This window comes from Pseudomonas sp. T8, from assembly GCF_024610635.1.
GTDB lineage: Bacteria > Pseudomonadota > Gammaproteobacteria > Pseudomonadales > Pseudomonadaceae > Aquipseudomonas > Aquipseudomonas chlororaphis_I.
On sequence record NZ_CP102374.1, the window covers coordinates 490,379 to 516,645 of the forward strand.

Annotated in this window: 21 protein-coding genes; 10 read left to right on the forward strand and 11 right to left on the reverse strand. The window is 63.3% G+C overall.

All coding sequences use genetic code 11. From position 1 onward, the window contains the following. Positions 1–4: 4 nt before the first annotated feature. Positions 5–775, forward strand: coding sequence for a phytanoyl-CoA dioxygenase family protein (locus NRG23_RS02135; RefSeq protein ID WP_257373594.1), 771 nt, complete (start codon positions 5–7; stop codon positions 773–775). A gap of 12 nt (positions 776–787) precedes the next feature. Here the strand turns inward: NRG23_RS02135 and NRG23_RS02140 are convergent, their stop codons facing one another. Then, positions 788–1,690 (reverse strand): LysR substrate-binding domain-containing protein, encoded by a 903-nt coding sequence (locus NRG23_RS02140; protein ID WP_016705202.1) that lies wholly within the window; start codon positions 1,688–1,690, stop codon positions 788–790. A 160-nt stretch (positions 1,691–1,850) separates the two neighbouring features. On the opposite strand from NRG23_RS02140, the gene NRG23_RS02145 reads away from it, so the two are divergent. After that, the gene (locus NRG23_RS02145; protein WP_257373595.1) at positions 1,851–4,919 is read left to right on the forward strand and encodes an FAD-binding and (Fe-S)-binding domain-containing protein; all 3,069 of its coding nucleotides are present in this window, start codon (positions 1,851–1,853) and stop codon (positions 4,917–4,919) included. Between the two features lie 176 nt (positions 4,920–5,095). On the opposite strand, the gene NRG23_RS02150 is transcribed toward NRG23_RS02145, so the two are convergent. From NRG23_RS02150 to NRG23_RS02170, 5 genes are all read right to left on the reverse strand, one after another. After that, a complete protein-coding gene (locus NRG23_RS02150; RefSeq protein ID WP_016705204.1) occupies positions 5,096–5,320 on the reverse strand; it encodes a hypothetical protein in 225 nt (74 codons plus the stop codon). 215 nt (positions 5,321–5,535) lie between these two features. Continuing rightward, the gene (locus tag NRG23_RS02155; RefSeq protein ID WP_257373596.1) at positions 5,536–7,071 is read right to left on the reverse strand and encodes an FAD-dependent oxidoreductase; all 1,536 of its coding nucleotides are present in this window, start codon (positions 7,069–7,071) and stop codon (positions 5,536–5,538) included. A gap of 236 nt (positions 7,072–7,307) precedes the next feature. Next, the gene (locus NRG23_RS02160; protein ID WP_016705206.1) at positions 7,308–7,766 is read right to left on the reverse strand and encodes a metallophosphoesterase family protein; all 459 of its coding nucleotides are present in this window, start codon (positions 7,764–7,766) and stop codon (positions 7,308–7,310) included. 153 nt (positions 7,767–7,919) lie between these two features. Further along, on the reverse strand, positions 7,920–8,102 hold the full coding sequence (locus NRG23_RS02165; protein WP_028684040.1) for a hypothetical protein: 183 nt from the start codon (positions 8,100–8,102) through the stop codon (positions 7,920–7,922). A 160-nt stretch (positions 8,103–8,262) separates the two neighbouring features. Further along, on the reverse strand, positions 8,263–9,612 hold the full coding sequence (locus NRG23_RS02170; protein ID WP_257373597.1) for a sodium:proton antiporter: 1,350 nt from the start codon (positions 9,610–9,612) through the stop codon (positions 8,263–8,265). A gap of 311 nt (positions 9,613–9,923) precedes the next feature. Here NRG23_RS02170 and NRG23_RS02175 point away from each other — a divergent pair, with 311 nt between their 5' ends. Further along, positions 9,924–10,154, forward strand: coding sequence for a hypothetical protein (locus NRG23_RS02175; protein WP_257373598.1), 231 nt, complete (start codon positions 9,924–9,926; stop codon positions 10,152–10,154). Positions 10,155–10,205: 51 nt separating this feature from the next. Here the strand turns inward: NRG23_RS02175 and NRG23_RS02180 are convergent, their stop codons facing one another. Continuing rightward, positions 10,206–10,763 (reverse strand): ATP-dependent Clp protease proteolytic subunit, encoded by a 558-nt coding sequence (locus NRG23_RS02180; RefSeq protein ID WP_028684037.1) that lies wholly within the window; start codon positions 10,761–10,763, stop codon positions 10,206–10,208. 208 nt (positions 10,764–10,971) lie between these two features. Here NRG23_RS02180 and NRG23_RS02185 point away from each other — a divergent pair, with 208 nt between their 5' ends. Next, positions 10,972–11,169, forward strand: a complete 198-nt coding sequence (locus tag NRG23_RS02185) for a hypothetical protein (protein WP_246882073.1) — start codon at positions 10,972–10,974, stop codon at positions 11,167–11,169. A 152-nt stretch (positions 11,170–11,321) separates the two neighbouring features. On the opposite strand, the gene NRG23_RS02190 is transcribed toward NRG23_RS02185, so the two are convergent. Continuing rightward, a complete protein-coding gene (locus NRG23_RS02190; RefSeq protein ID WP_020371233.1) occupies positions 11,322–12,713 on the reverse strand; it encodes an aldehyde dehydrogenase family protein in 1,392 nt (463 codons plus the stop codon). 101 nt (positions 12,714–12,814) lie between these two features. On the opposite strand from NRG23_RS02190, the gene NRG23_RS02195 reads away from it, so the two are divergent. After that, complete coding sequence (locus NRG23_RS02195) at positions 12,815–13,705, forward strand: LysR family transcriptional regulator (RefSeq protein ID WP_028684034.1); 891 nt, start codon at positions 12,815–12,817, stop codon at positions 13,703–13,705. A gap of 27 nt (positions 13,706–13,732) precedes the next feature. Here NRG23_RS02195 and NRG23_RS02200 read toward each other — a convergent pair whose 3' ends face one another. After that, positions 13,733–15,256 (reverse strand): sensor domain-containing diguanylate cyclase, encoded by a 1,524-nt coding sequence (locus NRG23_RS02200; protein WP_009049109.1) that lies wholly within the window; start codon positions 15,254–15,256, stop codon positions 13,733–13,735. Positions 15,257–15,367: 111 nt separating this feature from the next. Continuing rightward, positions 15,368–17,782 carry a DUF3772 domain-containing protein gene (locus NRG23_RS02205; protein WP_257373599.1) on the reverse strand — a complete coding sequence of 805 codons (2,415 nt, stop codon included), beginning with the start codon at positions 17,780–17,782 and terminating at the stop codon, positions 15,368–15,370. A gap of 494 nt (positions 17,783–18,276) precedes the next feature. Here NRG23_RS02205 and NRG23_RS02210 point away from each other — a divergent pair, with 494 nt between their 5' ends. The 5 genes from NRG23_RS02210 (at position 18,277) to NRG23_RS02230 (ending at position 25,038) form a co-directional block, all read left to right on the forward strand. Next, on the forward strand, positions 18,277–20,352 hold the full coding sequence (locus NRG23_RS02210; protein ID WP_257373600.1) for a type VI secretion system tip protein VgrG: 2,076 nt from the start codon (positions 18,277–18,279) through the stop codon (positions 20,350–20,352). After that, positions 20,349–21,200, forward strand: a complete 852-nt coding sequence (locus tag NRG23_RS02215) for a DUF4123 domain-containing protein (RefSeq protein WP_257373601.1) — start codon at positions 20,349–20,351, stop codon at positions 21,198–21,200. The genes NRG23_RS02210 and NRG23_RS02215 overlap by 4 nt, the downstream gene beginning before the upstream one ends. Next, positions 21,200–21,973: a hypothetical protein gene (locus NRG23_RS02220; protein ID WP_257373602.1), complete on the forward strand. Its 774-nt coding sequence runs from the start codon at positions 21,200–21,202 to the stop codon at positions 21,971–21,973. The genes NRG23_RS02215 and NRG23_RS02220 overlap by 1 nt, the downstream gene beginning before the upstream one ends. Positions 21,974–22,065: 92 nt before the next feature. Next, positions 22,066–22,839, forward strand: coding sequence for a hypothetical protein (locus NRG23_RS02225; RefSeq protein WP_257373603.1), 774 nt, complete (start codon positions 22,066–22,068; stop codon positions 22,837–22,839). A 12-nt stretch (positions 22,840–22,851) separates the two neighbouring features. Beyond that, a complete protein-coding gene (locus NRG23_RS02230) occupies positions 22,852–25,038 on the forward strand; it encodes a lipase family protein (RefSeq protein WP_257373604.1) in 2,187 nt (728 codons plus the stop codon). Positions 25,039–25,208: 170 nt separating this feature from the next. Here NRG23_RS02230 and NRG23_RS02235 read toward each other — a convergent pair whose 3' ends face one another. After that, positions 25,209–26,228, reverse strand: coding sequence for an AraC family transcriptional regulator (locus NRG23_RS02235; protein WP_257373605.1), 1,020 nt, complete (start codon positions 26,226–26,228; stop codon positions 25,209–25,211). Positions 26,229–26,267 lie beyond the last annotated feature (39 nt).

Consider the following 26,267-nt stretch of genomic DNA (forward strand, 5'->3'; position numbering starts at 1 on the left):
CGCCATGACCCACGTCCAGCCCCCGCCAGCACTGACCGCCGAGCGTCTGCGGGCATTGCACAGCGAGGGGTTCGTGCTGCTGCCCGGCGTGCTCGACGGGTTGCAGATCCAGCTGCTGCGCTACGCCATCGACGGCCTCAAGCCCCAGCATTGGGACTACAGCGGCTTGCTCGAACACTACAAATGCGTGTTCAACCGCGACCCGCTGTGGCTGCCGTTTCTCGATCTGCCGGGGGTGATCGAGCTGGCCGAGGCGGCGTTGGGCGACGATTGCCATGTCATCGGCCAGACCGCCTGGCGCTGTCATCCGGGCTTTCAAGGGATGGGGCTGCACCTGGATTACCTGGCGATGCAATTGCCCCGCAGCCTGCTCAGCGATCCGGCATTCGAGCTGCCGATGCAGATCTGTACCTGCCACCTGTACCTCGACGATATCGACCAGGACCTGTGCCCGACCCGCGTGGTGCCGGGCAGTCATCGCGCCGGGCGGCTGCCACGGGCCGGCGAGGAACATTGGCATGGCCGAACGGCCCAGGCCGTGCTGTGCCAGGCCGGCGACGCGCTGATGTTTCGCAGCGAGCTGTGGCATGCCGGCAGCGAGAACAGCAGCGCCGAACGCATCCGTTACCTGCTGCAGGTGCACTATGGCCGGCGCATGGTGGCGCAGAAGTTTTCGCCCTATCTGCACTGGTGTTTCAACCCCGAGGTGCTGGCGGCGGCCTCGGCGCGCCAGCGGCGCCTGCTCGGCGAGCATGAGGAGGCCGAGTACGACTGAGCGAGGCGACTGTCAGCTGTCGGGAAAGGGGATCGACAGCAGCCAGCGGCTGAACGCCTGCAACGATGGCAGGTGCTGATAGCGGCTGGGGTAGGCCAGGTAATAGCTGCGACCGCTGTCCACCGGCTCGAACAGTGCCACCAGCTCGCCGCTCTGGATCTCGTCCTGCACCAGGATGCGCGGCACCAGGCCGATGCCGATGCCGGCGACCACCGCCTGGATCAGGTGCGCGGTCAGCTCGAACCCCGGGCCCATGCGCATCGCCCGCGGATGCAGGCCGTTCTGCTCGAACCACTCGGGCCAGGCGTCGGGACGCGACACCACGTTCAGCAGCAACTGTTGCGCCACGTCGCCGACGGACATCGAGCCGTGCTCGGGCAGGGCCTTGGGGCTGGCCACCACCGTGAGCTTTTCCGACAGCAGCCGATGGGCCTCGTAGCCGGGCCAGTGGCCGGTGCCGGCGCAGATGATCGCGTGCATGTCGGCGGTGTCCTTCGACAGGTCGCTGGTGACGATCCGCGAATGGATATGCACCAGGGTGCCCGGATGGCTGGCGTAAAAGTCATGCATGCGCGGCAGCAGCCATTTCGAGCCGAAGGTCGGCAGCACCGCCAGGTGCAGCGGGCCGCCGCCAGCCTTGTGGGCGATGGTCTGCAAGGTGGCGTTGCGGATCCGCGCCAGGGCCGCTGCCAGTTCGTGGTGATACAGGGCGCCGGCGGCGGTCAGCTCGATATGCCGGCCGTCACGGCTGAACAGCGGCACTTCCAGCAGCGACTCCAGGGCCTGGACCTGGCGGCTGACGGCGCTCTGGGTCAGTGCCAGTTCTTCGGCGGCCTTGGTGAAGCTGCCATGCCGCGCCGCGGCCTCGAAGGCTACCAGCACCGACATCGACGGAGTGAGACGTCTGGGGTTCATTCATAAAACTCATGAAAAAAGCACATGAAATACATTTGCCCGCGGGGCAAGGCTTCAGGAAAATAGGCTTTTTCGGCTGGCCGCCGCCCCTCGGGCTGCGTGCAAGCATACGTGTTTTGCATGCACCGCTGCGCCTTTTCTCTGCCTGGAAGCCTTTTTGATGATTGCTCTGCTTGCCCCCGAACGCGACCCGCTGGCCCACTACCAGGCTTTCCTCGACGCACTGGCCGCCGACGGTTTTCGTGGCGAGATCGCCCGTGACCTGGGCCTGCGCACGGTGCTGGCCACCGACAACTCGATCTACCAGCGGCTGCCGCAAGCCGCGGTCTTTCCCCGGGATGTGGCGGACGTCGAGCGTCTGGCCCGGCTGGCGGCGAGCCCGGAACACCGCGCGGTGGTGCTGACCCCTCGTGGCGGCGGCACCGGCACCAACGGCCAGTCGCTGACCGACGGCATCGTGGTCGACCTGTCGCGGCACATGAACCAGATCCTCGAGATCAACGTCGAGGAGCGCTGGGTGCGGGTGCAGAGCGGGGTGGTCAAGGACCAGCTGAACGCCGCCCTCAAGCCCCACGGCCTGTTCTTCGCCCCGGAGCTGTCGACCTCCAACCGCGCCACCGTCGGCGGCATGATCAACACCGACGCCAGCGGGCAGGGCAGTTGCACCTACGGCAAGACCCGCGACCACGTACTGGCGCTGAGCACCGTGCTGCTGGGCGGCAGCCGCCTGGACAGCGCGCCCATCGACAACCGGCAATTGACCGACGAGGCGGCGCGGACCGACCGCATCGGCGAGGTCTACCGCTGTGCCCAGGACATCGCCGACCACCAGGCCGAGCTGATCGAGGTGATCTTTCCCAAGCTCAATCGCTGCCTGACCGGTTATGACCTGGCGCACCTGCGCGAGAGTCCGGAGCAGTTCAACCTCAACAGCGTGCTCTGCGGTTCCGAAGGCTCCCTGGGCTTTATCGTCGAGGCGCGGCTGAATGTGCTGCCGATTCCCCGGCACTCGATCCTGGTCAACGTGCGCTACGCCGGCTTCATGGATGCGCTGCGCGACGCCAAGGCCTTGATGGCGCTGAAACCGCTGTCGATCGAGACGGTGGATTCCAAGGTGTTGATGCTGGCCATGCAGGACATTGTCTGGCACGGCGTGGCGCGGTATTTCCCGGAGCAGGCGGACACCCCGACCCTGGGCATCAACCTGATCGAGTTCAGCGGCGACGACCAGGAAGAGCTGGAGCAGCGGGTCGATGCCTTTGTCCGGCACCTGCAGCAGGACAGCTCGGTGGTGCGCCTCGGCCATACACTGGCCATCGGCGCCCAGGCGGTCAACCAGGTGTACGCCATGCGCAAGCGCGCGGTCGGCCTGTTGGGTAACGTCCAGGGCGAAGCGCGGCCACAGCCCTTTGTCGAAGACACCGCGGTGCCGCCGGAGAACCTGGCGGACTACATCCTCGAATTCCGCGCGCTGCTCGATGGTTATGGCCTGCAATACGGCATGTTCGGTCATGTCGACGCCGGCGTGCTGCACGTGCGGCCGATCCTCGACATGAAGGACCCGGAACAGGCGGCCTTGATCCGGCCGATCTCCGATGCGGTGGCGGCGCTGACCCACAAGCACGGTGGCCTGTTGTGGGGCGAGCATGGCAAGGGCCTGCGCTCGCAGTACGTGCCGGACTATTTCGGCGAACTCTATCCGTCGCTGCAGGCGCTGAAGGCCGCGTTCGACCCGTTCAACCAGCTCAACCCCGGCAAGATCGCCACCCCGGCCTCGGTGCCGGAGGCGCGCCTGACCCGGGTCGACGAAGTGGTGCTGCGCGGCGAGCTCGACCGCACCATCGACGAGCGCGTCTGGCAGAGCTACGACAGCGCCCTGCATTGCAACGGCAACGGCGCCTGCTACAACTTCGACCCGGACGACGCCATGTGCCCGTCGTGGAAGGCCACCCGCAACCGCATTCATTCGCCCAAGGGCCGTGCCTCGCTGATCCGTGAGTGGCTGCGGTTGCAGGGCGAGCAGGGGGTGGATGTGCTGAACGGCGGTGGCGCGCGGCTTTCCAACCTGGCCCGGCGCATCTACAACAGCGCGGCGCGGCTGGGCGGGCGCGAGGACTTCTCCCATGAGGTGTACGACGCCATGGCCGGTTGCCTGGCGTGCAAGTCCTGCGCGGGGCAGTGCCCGGTCAAGGTCAATGTGCCGGAGTTCCGCTCGCGCTTCCTCGAGCTGTACCACGGCCGCTACCTGCGCCCGCTGAAGGATTACCTGATCGGCTCCCTGGAGTTCAGCGTGCCTTATCTGGCGCGCCTGCCACGGCTGTACAACGCGCTGATCAGCGCGGCGCCGGTCAGCCGTGCCCTCAAGCACCTGGCGGGCATGGTCGACAGCCCGTTGCTCAGCACCCTGGATTACCAGGCGGTGTGCCGCCGGCGCAATGTGCGCATGGCCAACGCCGCAGAACTGGCGACGCTGTCCGAAGAGCAGCGCCAGCGCAGCGTGATCCTGGTGCAGGACGCCTTTACCCGGTTCTTCGAGACGCCGTTGGCGGCCGAGTGGCTGGAGCTGATCGAGCGCCTGGGTTTCCAGATCTACCTCGCGCCGTTCGCCGCCAATGGCAAGCCCTTGCAGGTCCAGGGTTTCCTCGGCGCCTTTGCCCGGGCCGCGCGCTACAACGCGCAGTCGCTGCTGAAACTGCAGGCCAGCGGCGTGCCCCTGGTCGGCCTCGACCCGGCGATGACCCTGGTCTACCGCCAGGAATACCGCAAGACCCTGGGTGCGGCTCAGGCGCCCGAGGTGCTGTTGCCGCAGGAATGGCTGGCCCGGGTGCTGCCTGCAGTACCGAGTGAGGCATCGGCTGAAGCGGGCCCGACCGCCGAGGCCGAGCCGTACCAGTTCCTTGCGCACTGCACCGAGAAGACCAACGAGCCGGGCAGCATCGGCCTGTGGCAACAGGTGTTCGCGCGCATGGGCTTGAAGTTGCAGGTGCTGGCCAGCGGTTGCTGCGGCATGTCCGGGACCTACGGTCACGAGACCCGCAACCTGGCGACTTCGCAGGTGATCTACCAGCAGTCCTGGCAGCCGCTGGTGGCGCGCCACGGCCAGGGCGGGCGGCTGCTGGCCGACGGTTATTCCTGCCGCAGCCAGGTCAAGCGCCAGGAAGGGCAGGGCCTGCAGCACCCACTCCAGGTCCTGCTGGAACAACTGCGCAAGCGTCCGCTCGAGGCCTGATCAGCTCCATCGTGGTGCCGGTTCTGCGAGCGCTACGTCGGAATGCCGTCCAGCGCGATCGCAGCCTGCGGCAGCGGCTACAGCAACCGCGTTGTCTGTGTAGCCGCTGCCGAGCCTGCGAGGCTGCGCTCGGTTGCGCAGCGAGCGCAAAAATCTTCCTGCCGGCGCTGTTGGCTTCAGTCGCCGCTGTCCATCAACTGCTTGATGCGCAGCCAGTCGTTGCGCGCTTCCAGGTATTTTTCGTTCGCCAACTGCTTGGCTTGGCTGAACAGGGCCAGGCGGTCGTCGTCGACATGGTCGGTGTTAAGCAGCTCATAGGCCTGGATATCCAGGCGGTCGGCTTCGGCAAACAGCCGGGCGTTATTCGCCAGCTCCCGGTTGAATCGTTCTGTCCTGCTCATGGATGCATCGTCCTCCTTAATCCTGCATAAGACCGACCACGGCAAGACACCCGAGCACATGGATATTCATCGCTGTTGCTGTCCTGGCCCTGGGTGCCTCGGCCGCTGGCCGAGATATCGAGACCTTGCCTGGATTTGGAAAGTCGCCTTTTACCCAGGGTTCCATGGGGCTGCCGAGCGGTTGTCGGCAGCGCGTGTTTGGGTCGCCAGCCACTTCATTCCGGCGTGCCATGGATCAGCTCCAGGGCCTCGCTGCGCGACAGCGGCCGTTGCATGCGCTGCGACAGCAGCGCCATGGCCCGCGGGTACTCGCAGGCGACCACCGATTCCACCTGTTCGTTGAAGCACAGCAGGGCGATGAAGCGGTACTGCTCCGGCTCGCCCTCGAAGACGATCTGGTTCCAGCGGCGGGCGTGGCCGAGCACCTCGAAGGTCTGGTCGTAGAAGTAGGTCCAGAAGAATGGCACCACGCTGAAACTCAGCTGTTCGCCGAGCATGTTGCACGCCGCGAGCTGGCCCTGTTGCTGGGCCACGCGCCAGTGTTCGATGCGCTGCGTGCGGCCGTCGCAGGGGAAGCTCACGATGTCGCCGGCGGCCCACAGGCCATCGGCCACCGCCAGGCCGGCATCGGCCTTGAGCGAACCATCCTCGGCGCGCTCGAGGCCTTCGACGAAGGCCGTGGCAGGGCTGACGCCGGTGCCGAACAGCACCAGGTCGACGGCAATGCGCTGGTCGTTGTCGAGGACCACCTGTTGCACCTGGCCTTCACCGACCAGGGCCCGGGCTTCGCAACCGGCGTAGTAGATCACCCCGTGCTGTTCATGCAGGGCCCGTATGGCGCTGCCGATGCGTTCTCCCAGCTGGCGTTGCAGCGGCACCTGGTGGCGACCGATCAGGTGCACCATCAGCCCGCGTTTGCGCAGGGCCGAGGCGGCTTCCAGGCCGATGAAACTGTCGCCGATGATCGCCACGCGCTTACCGGGCCGGGCCTGTTCCAGCAGGCGCGCGGCGTCCTCGCGCGAGCGCAGCATGAACACCCCTGGCAGGTCTGCCCCTTCGATGGCCGGCAGGCGCGGTTCGGCGCCAGTGGCCAGGAGCGCCGCGTCGTAGTCCAGGCGCAGGCCGTCGGCCAAGAGGATCTGCCGCCGCCCTGGGTCGAGGCGCAGGACCTCGGCCTTGAGCACCCGTATATCGGCCTTGCGATAGAACTCCGGCTCGAGCAGGGCGGGAACCTCTTCGGGCGGCATCTCGCCGGCCAGCACGTATTTGCTCAGGGCCGTGCGGTCATAGGCGGGTCGCGCTTCCTTGTCGATCCAGGTCAGGTTCCTGCCGAAGCCCTTGGCCCGCAGGGTCGCCACCGCGGCGGCCCCGGCGGCGCCAGCGCCGATCACCAGCAGCCGGCGCGAGTCGGCCTGCCGTGGCGGGGCGGACTCGGTCATGGGCTGGTCGGCAACCCAGACCCGGTTGTCATGGCGGATGTCGATTTTGTAGCGCTTGAGGCTCGCCAGGGGCGGCGGCTCGCAGACTTGCCCGCTGGCGCAGGCAAAGGCGCCCTTGTGCCAGGGGCAGATCAGTTGCCCCTGATACACCGCGCCCTGTTCCAGCGGCGCCCCGGCATGGGGGCAATCGGCCTGGTAGGCCTGGACCTGATCGCCGGTGCGAATCAGCAGCACGGCCTCGGCGCCGACCTGGACCCGGGTGCCGCGGTCTTCGGGCAGCTGGTCGAGGCGAGCCACGACATAAAAGGTCATCGCTTTTCTCCTGCGCATTGCGCGCCCTCGGCCATCCTTGCGCGTCACCTTCTCGGGTGCGCGGGGCCGGGTACGGAATCTTCTGCTCGAGGGCGCAACGCGGCCCGGCCTAGTGGCTTCGCACGGCTTTCGTCATGAACGCTGCCAATCGCTGGATTAAGTGTGGACCCTGCAAAGCCCGGCCGATGGGCATGCTCCGATAGCCGGTCATGCTCGGGCCGGCAGGCGCCGGGGCGCTAGACCGTCAGTTCGATCAGGTGGCCTTCGACCCGACCGGCCTCGATGGTCAGATACCCCAGGCTGACCGGCAGCTTGAAGCGCCTCGGCCCGGCGCTGCCCGGGTTGATGTACAGCACCTCGTCCTGCCAGAACAGCCGCGGCTGATGGGAGTGGCCGCTGACCACCACCCGCACGCCCGGCGGCAGGGGCTTCGGCACGTCGGCCAGGACATGGCAGAGCAGCAGCTCGACGCCATCGAGCTGCACGGTGAGGTGATGGGGCAGGGCGTGGGCCCAGGCATGGGGTTGGTCGACATTGCCGAACACCGCGGTCACCGGCGCCAGGTGTCCGAGGGTGGCGAGTATCTGCGGGTCGCCGATATCACCGGCGTGCAGGATATGCGCGCAGCCCTGCAGCGCCGTCAGCGCGCCGGGACGGAGCAAACCGTGGGTGTCGGAGATCAGGCCTATTTTCATCCGCTGTTGTTCATCCAAGGCTTTTTAACGGGGTTCTGCCGTGGCGCAAGCATAGCGTGTCGCGCGTGACGATCAGCGGGCCGGACAGGCCGGTGAGAGGATTGTTCGTGCAAAAGCCGGAGCGTGTCAGGGACAACGCTCCGGCCATGGGCATCAGGCTTTGCGGGTGCCGCCGCCGGAGCCTTGGGCGCCACCTTTCTTGCCGGCGTCAGGGGCTTTTTGCCGATCGGCGGGGACGTTGCCACCCGAGCCCTGGCCACCGGATTTCTTGCCGGCGGGGGAGGGTTTTTGAGTGTCCTTGTTGCCCATGAGTGGGTTTTTTCCGCTGGTAGCCATTTTTTCAATCCTCGGTAGTGAGCGATTTGACACCTCGCAAGATTGGGAAACGAAGCGCAAACGAAAGTTTGAAAAAGTTTCCTGCGGGACGACGAATGGATTGGTCGCGAGGGGACGTATTCATTCCGGCCCCGGCCAGCGCGTTCATGCCCATGGCCCGTCAGCTTCGCCGGCGTTTTTTATGGTGCTCGTAGCGGGCGAGCATCGGTTGGGTGCTGAGGCCGTGGGCCAGGATGCTCAGGGCCACCACCGACAGGGTGAGGTTGGCGCTGGCATCGGCCAGCGCCGGGTGGAGGTCGTGGTTGAGGGCATAGAACAGGTAATAGAGGCTGCCGATGCCGCGGATGCCGAACCAGCCCAGCAGCAGGCGCTGGCGACCGTCGAGCAGGCGGCCCCAGGGGATCAGCAATACGCTCAGCGGGCGGATCAGCAGGAACAGCAGGGCGCCGACGGTCAGCGCATGCCAGTCCCAATGGGCGATCAGCACCACGCCGAGCAGGGTCACCAGGAACACTTCCATGGCCCGTTCCACCAGGCCGCCGAAGGCCAGCATGTCGCCGAGCATGATGCCCGCCGCGACCTGGCTTTCCTGCAGGGCCTCGACGTCGCCATGCACCGCCTGCGCCGGATCGACATGCTGGTGGCCGACCACCGGCTGTACCAGGTGTTCGGCCGGCGCCCGGGCATGGTCGCTGGAATGCACCTCGGCCTGGCGCAAACCCAGGGCGGCGGCGAACACCGCGAGAAAACCGTAGCCCTGGATCAGTTCCGCCACCACGTAGGCCAGGGCGATCAGGGCGAAGGTCAGGTAGTCGTTCGGCGAGACCGTGCTGTCGGCGTACTTGATCCGCTGGTGCAGGGTCAGGTGGCCGAGGCCGCGGCCCATCCAGTAGCCGCTGAGCAGCCCCGCGGGCACCGCCCAGAGCAGGCTGACTACCACCCAGTCGCCGAGCCAGGCGCCGGGGTCGTCGCCCTGGCGGGTCAGCAGCAGGCCGAGGATCACGAAGGGAAACGCCACGCCGTCGTTCAGCCCGGCCTCGCCGGACAGGCCGAAGCGCACCCGGTCGTAGTCCTTGGCGTCGCTGACCTGGACCAGGGTCGCCAGCACCGGGTCGGTCGGGGCGAGGATCGCGCCGATCAGCAGCGACGGCCCCCAGGGCATGTGCAACCCGTAGTGCAGCAGCAGGCCGACCCCGGCGATCGACAGCAGCATCACCGGCCCGGCCAGGCCGAAGGCGATGTGCCAGCTGCGGCTGCTGAGCGGCAACCTGAGCTTGAGGCCGCTGACGAACAGCGAGAACAGCACCGCCACTTCGGTCAGGTGTTCCATCCAGCCCGCGGCCTGGTGGATGTCCAGTTGCAGCAGGCCGAGGCCGGCGGGACCGATGGCGATCCCCAGCGCCAGGCAGACCACCGAGGTGGTCACGGGCATCCAGCGCAGGTAGGAGGAGGTCAGCGCGAGGATAAGCAGCACCGCGCCCAGGACCGCGACCCAGGCAATGAAAGTCATGCTCGCCTCGGGGCGCGCGCAGCGAGGCTGCCTCGAGCGTGGGCGGGCCCGGCCAGTGGCGCGGCGATCATGAACGGGCTCGGGACGACAGGCATGGACAGATCCTCATGAGCGCGGACGTACTAGGCAGGAACGCTCGCCAGCTCGCAGCAGCGGGCCTTCAAACTGAAGACGCCCGCCAGGCCCGGACGTTCCGTCGGGGAGCCGTACGGCAGGTGCCGTGGCCATTCGTCCATTGCTTCGCACCCGCGGCCCGCGGCGCTATCGAACAAGGACAGGGCAATATCGCCCGGAGCGATACGGAGGTGCTTATGACTCGCCAGCCCGTTGATCCGCGCGACGATCCGCAGAACGATCGCACGCGTGCCCCCGAACCGCTGGAACCGCAGGACGCCCACGGGTTGCCCGGCTACCCCGGGCGGGCCGCGACCGCGGATGAGAAAAAGCCCGCCAAGGGCCCGGCCAATCGCCCCGAGCCCGAACCGGGCGCCACCGAACCGGGCAACGAAACCCCGGAACAGGACAACGAAAAGACCGCTTGAGACCGTGGCTCGCGCCGCGACGGCGCGGCCTTGGCGCCCGGGGCAACCGGGTCAGCCGCCCGAGACTTTCCAGTGCTTGACGTCGTCGGCGAACACCACCTGGCGCACCTCGTGGGCGATGCCGTAGGCCAGCGACTCATGGGCGGCGATGACCTTTTCTTCGGCCGACAGGCATTTGAAGATGTCCAGCTGGGTCGCCGCGTCGGCGGTTTCCAGCTCGTAGATTTTCACGTAGCGCGCCAGGTCGTTGTCCAGGCTGGAGAGGTATTCGCGCAGGCGCTGGTGATCCACCGAACTCTGGCTGAAGTACCAGTTCATCGGGTGGATCAGAAAGCGCGAATGCGGCGTGGTGATGCGTCGGTTGGCGGCGAGAAACATGATGATGCCCATCGACTCGATGTTGCCCGCGTTGATCGCGCACAGCGGCACCGGCAGCGATTTGAGAAAGGTGTAGAGGGTGAAGCCGAAGTTGGTGCTGCCGCCGGTGGTGGACAGATTCAGCAGCAGCGAGGTGGCGCCTTGCTCGATGGCTTCCAGGCAACTGTCGCGAAAGCGTTCGGTGGTGCCCTGGTCGATCTGGCAGTGAAAATGCACGATGTGCTCGGTCATCGGACGGCCTCCCAGTCTTGGCCACGGTGCGTGACCTGGCTCTACGATTGAGCCCGGGCGGCGGCGAAAGTTTCGCCGAGCGCATGCCTGGCCAGGAGGCCGGGCGACCGCTCATCCATTGCCTCGCACCCCATGGTCCGGTCCAGTGCCTAACGGAGTAAGGCCCGGATTCACCGGGCCTGCCGTGAGGTGCACCATGAACCCGTCGATGCATGACCCCAGCGAGCCCCGTACACCTGAACCCGACCCACTGCAACCCGCCCGTCGGCACGACCCGGTGATCGACCCCAACGTCAACGGCGGTGCCGAACGCGATAAGCGGCGTGACGATGACAGGGAGCGGCCGATGGACCCTGACCTGCCGGCACCGAACGAGCCGACCCCACTGTCCGATGACCGCCGCTGAGACGTTGCGCAGACCGTGGCAGAACAGGAGATCGACTGTAGGAGCGAGCTTGCTCGCGATGGTCGTGAACGATTCCGCGTGTTGCCTGGATAAACGCGGCGTTCTTACGTCCATCGCGAGCAAGCTCGCTCCTACAGTGGGAAGGGGGAGGATCAGTTGCGGTCCAGCCACACCGTTTGCGCGTTGCAGAATTCGCGGACGCCGAAGTGCGACAGCTCGCGGCCGAAACCACTCTTCTTCACGCCGCCGAAGGTCACCCGTGGATCGCTGGCGCAATAGCCGTTGATGAACACGCCGCCGGTTTCCAGCTCGGCGGTCAGGCGCTCGGCCAGGGCCAGGTCCTGGGTATAGATGGTCGAGGCCAGGCCGAACTCGCTGTCGTTGGCCAGTTCCAGGGCGTGTTGCGCATCCCGCGCCGTAATGATCGAGGCCACCGGACCGAACAGCTCCTGCTTGAACGAGGTCATCCGGTCGGTGACACCAGCCAGCACCGTAGGCTGATAGAAGTTGCCCGGGCCCTCGGCCTTGGCGCCGCCCAGTAGCAGGGTCGCGCCTTCGCTCAAGGTGGCCTGCACCTGCTCGTCCAGCTCGTCGCGCAGGTCGAAACGCGCCATCGGGCCGATATAGGTGTCATTGGCCAGCGGATCGCCCACCTGCAACTGGCGAGTGGCGGCGACGAACTTCTCGGTAAAGGCTTCGACCACCCCTTGCTCGACGATCAGGCGCTTGGCGGCGGCGCAGACCTGCCCGGTGTTCTGGTAGCGGCCAATGACCGCGGCTTGCACGGCGGCATCCAGGTCGGCGTCGTTGAGCACGATAAAGGGGTCGGAACCGCCCAGTTCGAGCACGCATTTCTTCAGGGCCGCGCCGGCCTGGGCGCCGATGGCGATGCCGGCGCGCACGCTGCCGGTAAGGGTCACGGCGGCGATCCGGGGGTCGGCGATGGCCCGGGAGACGCCTTCCGGGGTGACGTTGATCACCTCGAACACGCCTTGCGGGAAACCGGCGCGCTGGAAGGCTTCCAGCAGCAGGTAGGCGCTGCCCATGACGTTCGGCGCATGCTTGAGCACATAGGTGTTGCCGGCGATCAGCGCCGGCACCGCGCCGCGCAGCACCTGCCAGATCGGGAAGTTCCACGGCATCACCGCGAGGATCGGGCCCAGCGGCCGGTATTCGATGCGCGCCTTGCCGCTCGGCACCGGGGCCGGCTCGGGGGCGAGCATCGCCGGACCTTCGGCGGCGTACCACTCGCAGAGCTGCGCGCACTTCTCGATCTCGCCGCGGGCCTGGGCAATCGGCTTGCCCATTTCCAGGGTGATGCTGCGGGCCAGGTTCTCGCCGTTGTCGCGCAGGGCCTTGGCCAGGGCGAGCAGCAGGGTCGAGCGCTGTTCCAGGCTGCTGCGGCGCCATTGGGCGGCGGCAGTGGCGGCGCGGGCGAGGGCGGCGTCCAGCGCCTCGGCGGATTCATAGCGGTAATGAGCGATCTGCTCGCCCGTGGCGGGGTTGATCGAAAGGGCGTGGGTCTGGCTGGAAACCGTGGTCATGGCAGCGTCCTGTGGGCTGAGGAATGGCTGCAGGTTAGGCTGGTACATGGCTTATGAAAACTGAATAATAAAGAGCATATCTTTCACGTTTGGAGAATGAGATGGATCTGGTGCAGCTGGAAATCTTCAAGGCGGTGGCCGAGCAAGGCAGCATCAGTGCGGCGGCGCAACTCATCCATCGGGTGCCTTCCAACCTGACCACGCGGATCAAGCAGCTGGAGCAGGACCTGGGCGTGGAGCTGTTTATCCGCGAGAAAAGCCGCCTGCGCCTGTCGCCGGCCGGCTGGAGTTTCCTCGACTACGCCCGGCGGATTCTCGACCTGGTGCAGGAAGCGCGGCTGACGGTGGCCGGGGAAGAACCGCAAGGACCGTTTTCCCTGGGCTCCCTGGAGAGCACGGCGGCGGTGCGGATTCCGGCATTGCTGGCGGCCTACAACCAGAAGCACGTCAAGGTCGAGCTGGACCTGTCCACCGGCCCCTCCGGGACCATGATCGATGGCGTGCTGTCCGGGCGCCTGACGGCGGCCTTCGTCGATGGCCCGGTGCTGCACCCGAGCCTGGAAGGGGTGCCGGTGTTCGACGAGGAAATGGTCATCATCGCGCCGTTGGGGCATGCGCCCATCACCCGCGGGCGCGATGTCAACGGCGAGAGCATCTACGCCTTTCGCGCCAATTGCTCGTACCGCCATCACTTCGAGCGCTGGTTCAGCGAGGATGCCGCGGTACCCGGCAAGATCCACGAGATGGAGTCCTACCACGGCATGCTGGCCTGCGTCAGTGCCGGCGCCGGCCTGGCGCTGATGCCGCGCAGCATGCTCGAAAGCATGCCGGGCTGCGGCACGGTGAGCATCTGGCAGCTGGCGCAGCCGTTCCGTTTCCTGCAGACCTGGCTGATCTGGCGCCGCGGCACGGTCTCGCGCAGCCTGACCCACTTCGTGCGCTTGCTGGGGGAGAGGCAGCTACAAGCTACAAGCTGCAAGCCGCAAGCTTAGAGCTTGCAGCTTGTAGCTTGCAGCTCCTCACGAGGTTGGTACGGTCTGGTTGCGTCCCGCGCGCTTGGCCATGTACAGCGCCGAGTCGGCCTGCATCAACAGGCTCTTGAAGTCGGAGGAGGCGGGCACGCAGGTGTAGACGCCGAGGCTGATGGTGACGACGCCGCCGGGGTTGTCGACATGTTCGATCGCCAGTTCCTGCACCGCCAGGCGGATGCTCTCGGCCAGCACGTAGGCACCGCCAGGCTCGGTGTCCGGCAGCAGGATCGCGAACTCTTCGCCACCGTAGCGCACCGCCAGGTCCGAGGGCCGGCGCACGTGTTGGCTGATGGCCCGGCTGACGGCGCAGATACAATGGTCGCCCGCCACATGGCCATAGCGGTCGTTGAAGCTCTTGAAGTGGTCGATATCGAGCATGATCAGGCTGATCGACGAGCGCTGCCGGGCCGCCCGCCGCCACTCCAGTTCCAGGTTGCGCTCCAGGTGGCGGCGGTTGGCCAGGCCGGTCAGGCCGTCCTGCAACACCAGGGTCTCCAGCACCGAGCGGGCTTTCTTCAAGTGCTTTTCCACCAACAGGCCCTTGCGCACCTGCTTGAACAGCAGGATGCCGATCAGCAGGTTGATCGCCAGCACCACGGCGATCATGGCGGTCAGCTTGTAGGTGTCGGCGCGCCAGCTGCTGAGAATGGACTCCTGGGAATTGGCCGCCGCCACCACCAGCGGGTACTTGTACAGCACCCGGTAGCCGAACAGGCGGTCGACGCCGTCGATGATCGACTTGACCATCACCGTGTCGGCGGGGGCACGGGGTATATGCACGGAGAAGATTTCGCCCCGGGCCAGGGACGCACCGATGAGCTTCTCGTCGAACGGCCGCCTGGCGATGATCGTGCCCTGGGGCAGGGCGAGAAAGATCGCGCCCTTGTCGTCGATGTTGAAACGATCGAAGAAGGTGTCGAAGTAGTCCATCTTGATGGTCGCCAGCACCACGCCCTTGAAGTTGCCCTGGGCGTCGTTGACCCGGCGCGAGAACGGGATCACCCAGTCGCCCGTGGTCTTGCTGCGCACGGCCGCTCCGACCCTGGGGGACAGGGTTACATTCTCGCGGTGGAACTTGAAGTAGTCGCGGTCCGAGTTGTTCGCCTTTGGCGGCCTGTAGTCGAACGAGGTGAGCACCCAGTTGCCTTCCCGGTCATAGAAGAACAGGCCGTGCAACTGCTCGGTGGTGAACACGCGCTTTTTCATCAGCTTCTGGGTTTTTTCCAGGGCCTGGGGCGACAGGTCGTCGATGCGCTCGATCAGCTCTTCGAGGATCAGGTTGGCTTCATCGAAGGTATCGGTCGCCTGTTGGGCCATGGACAAGGCCAGGTTGCCGGAGACCAGCCGGGCTTGCGCCAGTTCATGGGCCTTGCTGTTGACGACCTGGATGCCATAGATGCCGAGGATCGAAACCGCGACCACCATCAGGAAGGCGATGGTGACCGCGAGTACGGGAAGTCGTTTCGACTCCAGGGCAACGTCCTCGGTGCTGCTGTCGGGGTTTGCGTCCACAATGTTCCTTATCGTGCCTGGAGTGAAACAGGGCTGTCGTCAGAATCCTCGATGACAGCGGTCGTTCGGGTTGAAAAAAGTCGCCAGAATCCAGTCACGATAGCCCAGGACTCAAGGGTTCGCGGCCGGTGGTTCGCCCGTCGCCTTGTCCTGGCTGTCGCTGATCAGCATCAGGTTCTGTGGCGACGACAGGGCGATGCCCACTTCGCGCAAGCGCCCGAGGATGGTGAACAGCAGGTCGCTGCGGGCGCCGGACACCGAGCGCGGGCTACCGACGTAGCCGCTGACGCTGATGATCAGGCCGTTGCTGGTCAGGTCCTTGAACGACACCGAGGTCGCCGGCGCCTTGAGGATCGCCTCATGTTCGGCATAGGCCTGCAGCAACAGCTCGCGCACCTGCAGCACATCGGTTTCCAGGGGCAGGGTCAGGGTGATGCCGACCACGCCCAGGGCGTTGTCCATGGTCACGTTGCGCACGTTCTGCGAGATGAACTGTGAGTTCGGCACGATCACCGTGGAGCGGTCGGACATCTGGATCTCGGTGGCGCGCACGTTGATCCGCCGGATATCGCCCTCGACCCCGGCCAGGCTGACCCAGTCGCCGACCTTGACCGGCCGCTCGGTGAGCAGGATCAGCCCGGAAATAAAGTTCTGCACGATGGCCTGCAGGCCGAAACCGATACCCACCGACAGGGCGCTGACCACCCAGGTCAGGTTGGTCAGGTTGATCCGCAGGGTCGACATCACCACGATCGCCAGCAGGACAAAACCGATGTAGCCGACCAGGGTCACCAGCGAGGCGCGCATGCCGGCGTCCATGTTGGTTTCCGGCAGCAGCCGCTCGCTCAGCCAGCGCTTGAGCACCCGCACGGCGAACATGCCGCCGACCAGGAACGCCGCCGCCAGCAGCAGGTCCTGGGGCACGATGTTGAGGTTGCCCAGGGACTTGCCGCTGACATCCAGCTGGGTAAAGCCCTCCAGCAGTTCCCCCGGGCTCGACCCGGACGGCATGAAGGCCAGCAGCGCCGCGGTGAACAGCAGCAGGGTCCGGCCGATGCCGGCCAACACGGTGGTGGCCTGGGCCTGGTGGCGCGGCGACAGGCCCAGGGCCGCCGCCAGCGCCAGGCCGCCGGGCTGCTTGGGCGACAGCAGGGTTTCGCAGAGGTCGCCAAAGCAGGCGATCAGCAGGTAGGCGCTGGTGGTCACCACGCTGATCCACAGCAGCTTGACGGTGAGGAAGTACGCCAGGCTCAGGTAGCCGCTGAGCAGCGACAGCAGGATCACCGCCACCCACACCGCCACCACGAAGGGCAGCAGCCCGGCGATGCCGTCGGGGCGCTCCAGCTCGAAGCGCCGGCGGGTGCGGCGATGGCGCAGCAGGGCGAAGAAAAAGATCAGCGCGGTAACCAGCGCCGTCAGGCCGTTGACCGCCACGGTCAGGGCCAGGCTGCTGGCGATCACGCTGTTGATCCGTTCCTCGCCGGCGGTGAGCAGCAGGGCCAGCGCCAGGATCAGCGGGAACGGCCCCAGGGCTGTGGCGATCTGGTCGGGAATCGGCGGCAGGCGCCAGGACGGGCGCGACAGCATCAACATGGCCCGGCCGAGGCCGACGATAAAGGAGCAGAAAATCAGCAGGGTCAGCCACTGGCCGATCAGGTTGAGCACATCGGCGCTCAGCGTCGCGCTGTTGACCAGGCCCCAGCGCAACAGCGAGGCGGCGGCGTTGATGGTGACGATGGTCGCCAGCCCGACCGTCAGCGCCAGGGCGCTGCGGCGCAGGCGGCCTTCGGGCAGCCAGCGGATCATCGACCAGATCGCCAGGCGTTCCAGCAGGCGCCGGCCGACCACCCAGATCAGCGCCGCGATGATCAGCGTGGTGATGAACAGCCCGCGATTGCCGGGGGCCAGCGCCGTCTCGAACGCGGTCCAGACGTCGTCGGAAAGACGGTTGAGGCGCCCGAGGTCATCCTCGGTCGGGCGGATCAGCGTGGACCAGAAGGCCGGGCTGAGCGGGCTCGCCGAGCGGGTGCTGATCTGCGAATTGAACAGGCTGCGCCGCAGGTTGATGATCTGCGCGGCAAGGTCGCGGCCGGACTGGCTGAGCAGGTTGGCCTGGCGTTCTTCGTCGAGCAGGGTGTCTTTCTGCGCGCTCAGCACCTGGCGCTGGCTGGTCAGGCTGGGCGCTTCGTCGGGCAGCGGCGGGCCCAGGACCTTGAGCTGGTCGTCCAGGCGCTCGATGTCGGTGGCGCGCAGGGCGATCAGGCTGTCGGCCTGCTTCTGCACCTGCAGCGCGGCCTGGCGCAGGTCCGACAGCAGGTCGTCGTTGCCGCTCGCCGACACGCTCTGGCGGATCAGTTCGAGCCGGTCGTTGAGCTGCTCGAGATCTGCGCCCTCGGCCAGCAACGGCAGCTGGTTGCGGGCGACACTCTGCGGCCCGGGCGCCGGGGCCGCGAAGGCCGGCAGCGCAATACACAGCAACAGGGCCAACAGCCCCATCCCCCAGCGGTTCTGTCTCACTCGCCGCATCTGTCATGTCCTCTTTTGCTGTTCACCCGCCCTGACGAGCATAGACCGCGCCATCCCGGCATAAATTCCCCGGTGGGCGGCCTGCTGCCCTGGCGATCAGGGTGGCGCAGCATGCCGGTTTACGCGGCGTTGGAGAACGGGGTGGCGGTGAAAAAAGCAGTGAGAGGTGCCTGAACGTGGCGGATCGGGCCAGTGCAGCCAGAACCCGGGGCATTCCAAGTGTTGTTGGCTGCCCAGGCCGAGAAAGAACTTAACGTCGTAAATCGCCCCAGCTAAACGGCACCTCCGCTTGAAACGCTCCATAACCGGATCGACCTGGCGATGCCTTATCCAACTCATTCTGAATAGCGACAATTCAACCGGTATTTTGGGAAAGCTCCCAACTATTTTCTTTTCCTCGCTTGTTAGCGTGAAGGCGTTTTTGCTTCCTGCATACCCACAGAGGCCTTTGCCCTCTGTGGGGCCACGCAACATGATTGGAAAAGGGACATTGGATGTTCAATGCAAGTCCACAGACGCATTTCAGCCTGACCGTCAATGACTTCAAGCACGACCTTCAGGTCCTTTCGTTCACTGGCCAGGAGTCCATCAGCGCCCCCTTTTCCTTTGATCTGGAGCTGGTCAGCGAACGGCCCGATCTGGACATCGCAAGCCTCTTGCACAAGCAAGCCTTTCTGGCTTTCAACGACCAGGGCGCTGGTATTCATGGACAGGTCTACCGCATCTCGCAAGGTGACTCAGGTAAGCGATTGACCCGCTACAGCCTTACCCTGGTCCCGCAGTTAGCCTATCTGGCGCACCGTACCAACCAACGAATATTCCAGCAGCAAACCGTCCCGCAGATCATCGCGCAGATTCTTGAAGAACACGGTATCCAAAGCGACGCTTACCAGTTTCAGTTGGGGTCGATCTATCCAGCCCGTGACTACTGCGTCCAGTACAACGAATCAGACCTCTACTTCATTCAGCGCCTGTGCTGGGAAGAAGGCATCCATTATCACTTTCAACATTCAAAACAAGGCCACGCACTGCTATTCGGTGACGACCAGACAATATTCCCCAAGCTGGGCAGGCCGACAGCCTATGTGCAGGACAGTGGCCTGGTTGCCGACGAACCCGTGATCAAAGGTTTTAACCTGCGTTTTGCGACCCGCACCAGTCGAACCACGCAACGCGATTACGACTTCGAGAAAGCCCGCATGACGCTGCAGGCCGACTATCGCCCAGCGCCCGAAAACGGACAGCCTGATCTGGAGGACTATCAATACCCCGGTGGTTTCCTTCAGCGCGAACGCGGCAAACTGTCGAGCCGACGGGCCCTGGAAGGTCATCGTGCAGACTACCGTCAGGCCGAAGGCAGAAGCGATCAACCCACGCTGGTCAGCGGTCACTTTCTGGAGCTGTCCGAGCACCCACGCCAGGAATGGAATGACCTCTGGCTGCTGACCTCGGTTCGCCATGAAGGCTTGCAACCTCAGGTGCTGGAGGAAAGCCTCCCCAGTGACACCAGCGAGCGCAAGGACGATTTCCATCAGGGCTACCGCAACACCTTTACCGCAACGCCGTGGGATGTGTTCTATCGCCCGCAACAGGCCTACGAGAAGCCCCGGATACTCGGCAGTCAGACCGCTTTGGTCACCGGCCCCAGAGGCGAGGAAATCCACTGTGATCAGTATGGGCGGGTCAAGGTCCAGTTCCATTGGGACCGCGAAGGTCAGACCGATGATAAAAGCAGTTGCTGGCTACGTGTCGCCTCCAGTTGGGCAGGAACCAGCCACGGCGCAGTGACCATTCCTCGGGTCGGCATGGAGGTCCTGGTTTCATTCCTGGAGGGCAACCCCGATTCCCCCCTGATCAGTGGCTGTCTCAGCAATAGCGCTAACCCTGTCCCTTACGAGCTGCCCGCCCACAAGACCCGCAGCGTCTTTCGCAGCCGCAGTTCACCCGACAGCACAGGCTTCAACGAACTGCATCTGGAAGACCGTAGCGGCCAGGAGTTGATCTACCTGCGGGCTCAGCGCGACATGGAGCAGAAGGTCGAAAATGACAGCCGCCTGGAAGTCGGTAACGAGCGTAAAGAAACCATCAAGGGCAACAGCATTGTCGTGCTGGAAGCTGAAGACCACCGCACCGTCACCGCTGACCGCAAAGTCCAGCTCAAGGCCAACGACTACTTGTTGGTCGGTAGCAGCAGTCATACCCGCGTAGGCCAAACGCTGGTCGCCGAAGCCGGGCAGGAGGTCCACCTTAAAGCCGGAGCCAACCTGATTCTGGATGCGGGCGCCAGTATTACCTTGAAGGCCGGTGGCCAACACATCGTGATTGGCCCTGGTGGGATCTTCAGCAGTACTGATATTCAAATCGGTGGCGCACCAGTCGGAGGGACTGCGGCCAATCCCATATTGCCAGGGGCACTGACAGCCCTGATGGCCCCTCCAGCACTCCCCCCGATGATTGCCCCGTCCCAGAATGCCCTGATGGCCGTCTCCAGGGTGAAAAGCCCTGACTTCTGTCCGATCTGCGAGGCCTGCAAAAATGGTCTCTGCCTGACTGAGGGAGCCACGGCATGACCCGCACGACGCCTCAGCAATGGATGATTGAACAACGCCGCCTTGGGCGCGCCCTGTGCCTGATCCTGGATTCTGACGGGGAACTCGACACTCGCCAGCTTCTGTTAGGCAGTCTGGATACTGATCAGTATTGCAGTGTGTACAGCGAAACGCCTGTCTCTGATCTGGCGGATGCAGGGCCTTTTATGTTCCTCATCAGCCCTGAAGATGGACGCTTGAACGAGTTGCTCAAGGCGCCTGAAAGGAACTGGGGTTGGCTGGCCAGTGTTGCACCGAAAGCAGGGCTGAACGAGCTGGTCAGGCATTGGCGCGAACGGCTGATTGTCGGGATACGACCCCATCAAGCCCTCTACCGCTTTCACGACAACCGTGTACTGAACCGTGCACTTGGGCACTTGGCCGTTGAGGCCGTTCCTGAATACCTGGGGCCCGCAATCAGCGTCTGCTACTGGCAGGGAGAGCACTGGCAAACAGTTGCTAATCCAACTCCTGGCAACCATCCAGTCCCGAAGAACCCTGCATGGTGCAACGTGCCTGCTGAGGGCGACCAATCGGCCCACCTACGCGAGGTCAATGCCCGTCGTTATCTACTGGCAGAGCATATGGAGGCTTACGCCCGCATTGCCGAACAACAAGACCCCGACCTATGGCTCAGCACTCAGTTGGCCTTGGCGGACACCTGGGGCTGGCAATTGCCAGCGCAACTGGAGTTCTTGCTGGTCCAGAGTTTAAAGGAAACAGACGGTACACTTGCCGCGCGCTGGCAGGCGCACCCCGATGAAACTCCGGCAGCCCATTTCCAGCGGGTTTATCAGGCAACGCAATTTTGGCAAGGAGACGCCTCGTAATGACACGAACATTTAAAGGCCTGTTTTTGGGCTCCTGCATGGTCCTGGTAGCAGGGTGCGCTATTGGTAAATCGGAAAGTTTTACCTTTACGGCTGATCTACCGCCCAACTTCGCTTATTACGCGATAGCTAAATATGCACCTGCCGAGGGAGAAACCTGTACGGTCACCCTTGATGACAATCCATACCTGGGTTTTAACAGAGAGTGGCGCACAGAATACAAGCCGGACTCCAAAATCCCTATTTACCGCACCGTGAAAGGTTGCCGACTGGCAATCTATAAAATCGACTTGGAAATCAACGCCACCTACGGCAAAGACCGTGGAGACTTCGGTGGGGATACGACAGCAGTCATTATCCGGGAGCAGTTGGAAGAGCAATACAAAGGATCTTTTGATACTACTGGAGAAAGTGCCATAGATGGCCAGTGTCAATGGTCGTTCCGCACCCAAGGACCAAAGCGCCGCCTTTCGAAGGGCCTCATCTGTAAGAAAGTTGACGCTCAGGGAGTAGTGACGAAAGGGCGTCCTGTTGGAGCTTACACCTTGGATCAACTACCGGGTAAAACCGTGAAGCTGAAGATCAAGTTGGCTGATGAGGAAATACCGGGATGGGGTGACACCTGGGTCAAGGTGCCTAATGGCTGGAAACGCTGCCTGGGCAAAGGCCTTGAAGATCAACGTGGTTACTGTCATGGAAACTACAAAGATTTCAGTACTTTCAAAATGCCGGATGACCGTACTTGTACCATTTACCCTGGCTGCACAGAATAAGGAAGTCACTTAATAGCCACATTGGGTGAAGAATTAAAGCACCTCCAGCGGGTTTATCAGGCAACGCATTTTTGGCAAGGAGACGCCTCGTAATGACACGAACATCTAAAGGCCTGCTTTTGGGTTCCTGTGTGGCCCTGGTAGCAGGGTGCGCTATTGGTCAATCGGAAAGTTTTACCTTTACGGCTGATCTACCGCCCAACTTTGCTTATTACGCAGTAGCTAAATATGCACCTGCCGAAGGCGAAACCTGTACGGTTACCTTGGATGATAATCCATACCTGGGCTTTAACCGGGAGTGGCGCACAGAATACAGGCCAGAACATAAAGTCCCAGTTTACCGCACAGTTAAAGGTTGTCGACTGGCAATCTATCGAGTCGAGCTAGATGTTTACGCAACTTATGGAGGGGATTATGGGGACTTTGGAAGAGATTCGGCAGTAGTTGTTGTTCGCGAGCAACTTGAAGAACACCAAAAAAGAACTTTTGATACTACTGGAGAAAGCGCTATAAATGGTCAGTGCCAGTGGCTATTTCGCACCCAAGGTGGCAAGCGGCGTCTTACAAAGGGCCTCATCTGTAAGAAAATTGATGCTCAGGGAGCGGTGACGAAAGGGCGTCCCGTTGGGGCTTACACCTTGGATCAACTACCGGGTAAAACCGTGAAGCTGAAGATCAAGTTGGCTGACGAGGAAAGGCCTGCTATCGGTGACACCTGGGTCAAAGTCCCCAATGGCTGGAAACGTTGCATGGGCAAAAGTTTTGAAGACCAATATGCATTCTGCTTCGGCAACTACAAAGACTTCAGCACGTTTCTCATGCCAGATGGAAAGCAGTGTTCTATTTATCCTGGCTGCACCGAATAAGGAAATCACTGAATGGCTACTTTGGATGAAGAGCTGAAACACCCGTTAAACAGCCGTATGTTTACCTGCCCTGTTCAAGGTAAGTGGACCAGCTTCCAGTTGGTCGATGAGTTGGGTGAAGGACAACCTTATGCCGGACTGGCCTACAAAGTTATTGATGCCGAAGGTTATACATATGAAGGCAAACTCGACAGTACAGGTACGGGAAAAGTAGACAACCACTTTGCAGGTCCAATAGCCCTAATTATCGAAGAGCAGTATCAAGGGAGTAACGAGCTTTATGCTTATCTAAAGCAAAGGCAATATTATCCACTCCCAATAACCGAACTCCAGGTTCGCGCCGAGCAAACCCGTTACGTTCATCAAGACGGCTCTCGTACTCGAAGCAACCCGGCGCAAGCCTGCGCAGACTCATTCTTCCAAGTCGAAGTTCGTCATTTGGTCGAACATGTCGCGCACTTACCGCCCGAGGTCGAAGCGAACTTTCCGCTCCCCGAGAGCTGGGCCAAGCTGATGCGCGAGCATGGTAAACAAGGCATCTGCCTGCTTCCAAACAAGCACAACGTACTGGAAGTTCGCCCGTTACGCGCCCTGCGCCCGATGCTCTCCACCGATTTACAGTTCTGTGCGCTGAACCTGTATCAGCTCGCCATCATGGCCACCCTGAGCTACAACCCGTTCGGTCAGGAGCCCGATGAGACCCCCATCAAGGAAAAGACAGTCAGTTTCCCGCAGCAACCGAGCATGGGGAATTGGTTTGGCGATGCCCTGGCCAAGTTCGATGAACTCTGGAAAGTGGACCCAGAACAAACCAAGGCGTACTACCCGCTCTACGAAGATGTGCCGTACTCCAAACGCCTGGAAATCGCGCCGTTTGACCCGGACCTGTACCCATCGAATAGCCCGGATTTAGGAGAAGAACAAGAACATCCGGCCAAAATTCATTTTCTTGATGACCGAGGTCAGGATGACAACACCGACACCCAAGCGTTTATCACGCATAACGATGAGTTGGTCCTGATTGCAGTACGCGGCACCAATGAGAAGTTCGCGGATGGGCTCCGTGATGCTGATGCGTTTCAGGTTCCATTTACACAAGGTGTGGGAATGGTGCACCGAGGATTCTATGACGCCGCACTGAAGGTCTATAACCTCACGGTTGAGTATCTCGAAAAGTTCTACACCGGACAGAAACTGATCATTTGCGGCCATAGCCTGGGCGGGGCAATCACCTTGCTGCTCTCGGAAATGCTGCGCCGCAGGAAGGGTTTCGACTACGGCATCGTGCTGTACACCTACGGCTCCCCAAGAGCCGCCGACGCGACCTTCGTAAAAGGCGCTAAAGCCCTGACACATTACCGCATGGTCAACCATAACGACCCAGTGCCAAGCGTGCCGGGGACCTGGATGAACACCAAGCCCAAGGTGTATCTCGCGGGAACGGCACTCACCTTCGTAAACGTCCCTGTTGGCCTCTCGGTGTTTGCTGCGGGCATTACCAACCTGAGCGGTGAGCCCTATGAACACCACGGCACACTCCGTCACTTCTTCCCCGTAGATTTCGGAGGGAAAGAAGAGTCCTCGATTCTCTGGGCACCGGGCTGCGACACCATTACCCAGCACGCCGCCTGCACCCTGGCCGTACAGCAAATCAATGGACTCCCCGACCGCCCCGGGCTGATTTCCCAAGCGTTTCATGGCGGCAACCATTCAATGGTGGGTGGCTACATTCCCAGTTGCTGGGCCACTCTTCGACGCTGGCAAGAAGCGCTGGAACTCAAGTGTTCTCTGGTTACCGACAGTGAGTTCAAAGCGATAGATGGCCAGCTGAAACGCATTACCGACCAATTGCGCAGTCGGCGCAATGACTTGCGAGCCCGCCCTGACAAGTACGTCGAGGCCCATGAACCCGCTATTGATGCATTCAGTCGCGAGGTCGATAAAGTGCAAGAGACCCGTGACCGATTAGGGACTTTGAGTCAAGAGAAGGTTAACGAAGCGAAGGTCTATGGCTCACTGTCACAACACGCCGAAGCACTGGCAGACAACTTGCGTCGCTGGCAGGCTCACCCGGAAAACAGAGTGGCCGAACAACTGGCCATGGCTCCCACTGCGAATACAGATGATGGTCTGTTGGCTTCAATCTACGGACACACCATTGGTGCGCCACATACGCTTGATATCGACTCGATAATCTAAATAGCAGAGAGGCAGCCGGCAACGCCACTGAATGGTTGCCTGCAAGGATATCCGGCGCGAACCTCTACGGTTTGAAGAGCCCTTCAAGAACCTTCGCCACGGTCTCAACGGGCACTCCAGCGTCGTAGATGTCAAACGTAATCGTCCCCGAAGGGTGCCCCTGAGCCTGCTCAGCGCCGGCCACCGCGATAAGCCCCCGGCGGCAGTCCGGTCCATTGTTTGAACGCGCGTTGGAAGGCGCTGGGTTCCGAGTAGCCGAGGCGTTCCGCCAGCTCGGCGACACTCACCGAGCCGCGGGCGAGCAGGGTGCAGGCCAGGTCGCGGCGCAATTCGTCGCGCACACCGAGGAAGGTCACGCCCAGGGCGGCCAGGCGGCGGGCCAGGGTCTGGCGGGAAATGCCCAGGGCCTTGGCCGCCTGGATTTCCGACAGCTCGGCAAAGGGTTCGGCGGCGCACAGCAAGGCACGCAGGTGGGCTTCGAAAGTAGCCAGCGGGCCGGGGGCGATCACCGCCGGCAGCAGTTGGCGAGCGAAGCGCGCAACTTCCGCCGGCCGGCGCATCAGCGGTGCTTGCAGGTTCACGGCGGGCAGCTCCAGCCATGCACCGGCGCCAAAGGCGGGTTGGCGCCCGAACAGAAAACGGGTTTGCGCGGTGAAGCCGGTGAGCTGTCGGGGCAGGACGATCCGCCGCAGCGGCAGGGTTTCGCCGGCGAGCCAGCTCCCGGTATGCCAGAGCGACAACAGCAGCATATGCGGCCACAGCACCGAGTCGGTCTGGGCCCCGGGCCGGGGCGTCAGCCGCAGGCGGGCGATCTTGCCCTCGGTTTCCAGGCGCCAGGGCGCGGAACCATCGAACAGCTTGTAGTAGCGCGCGGCTTCGTCGAAGGCATCGGCCAGGGTCGGCAGGTGCACCAGCAGGCGCAGCAATTGCTCGAAGCTACCCAGGGGCACGGGGCGGGCGAAAAAGCCGAAGGCTTCGTCGGCGCCGAGGCCAACGCTCAGGCGGCTCAAGGCGCGGTAGTTGAGTGGCGCGACACGATAGCCGTCGCGCAGGGCTTCTATCGGCAAGTCGCAGCGCTCCAGCAGCGCCGCGCGTGCGCTGGCATCGAGGCGCAGCTGCCCCAGCATCTCGCGCACAAAACGCGCGGGAATGGTCGGGGCGACGATCCAGTGCGGGTAGGGGCGGGTCATGTCAGTTGAGACAAAGCGTCATTGGCGGCCACTCCGGCG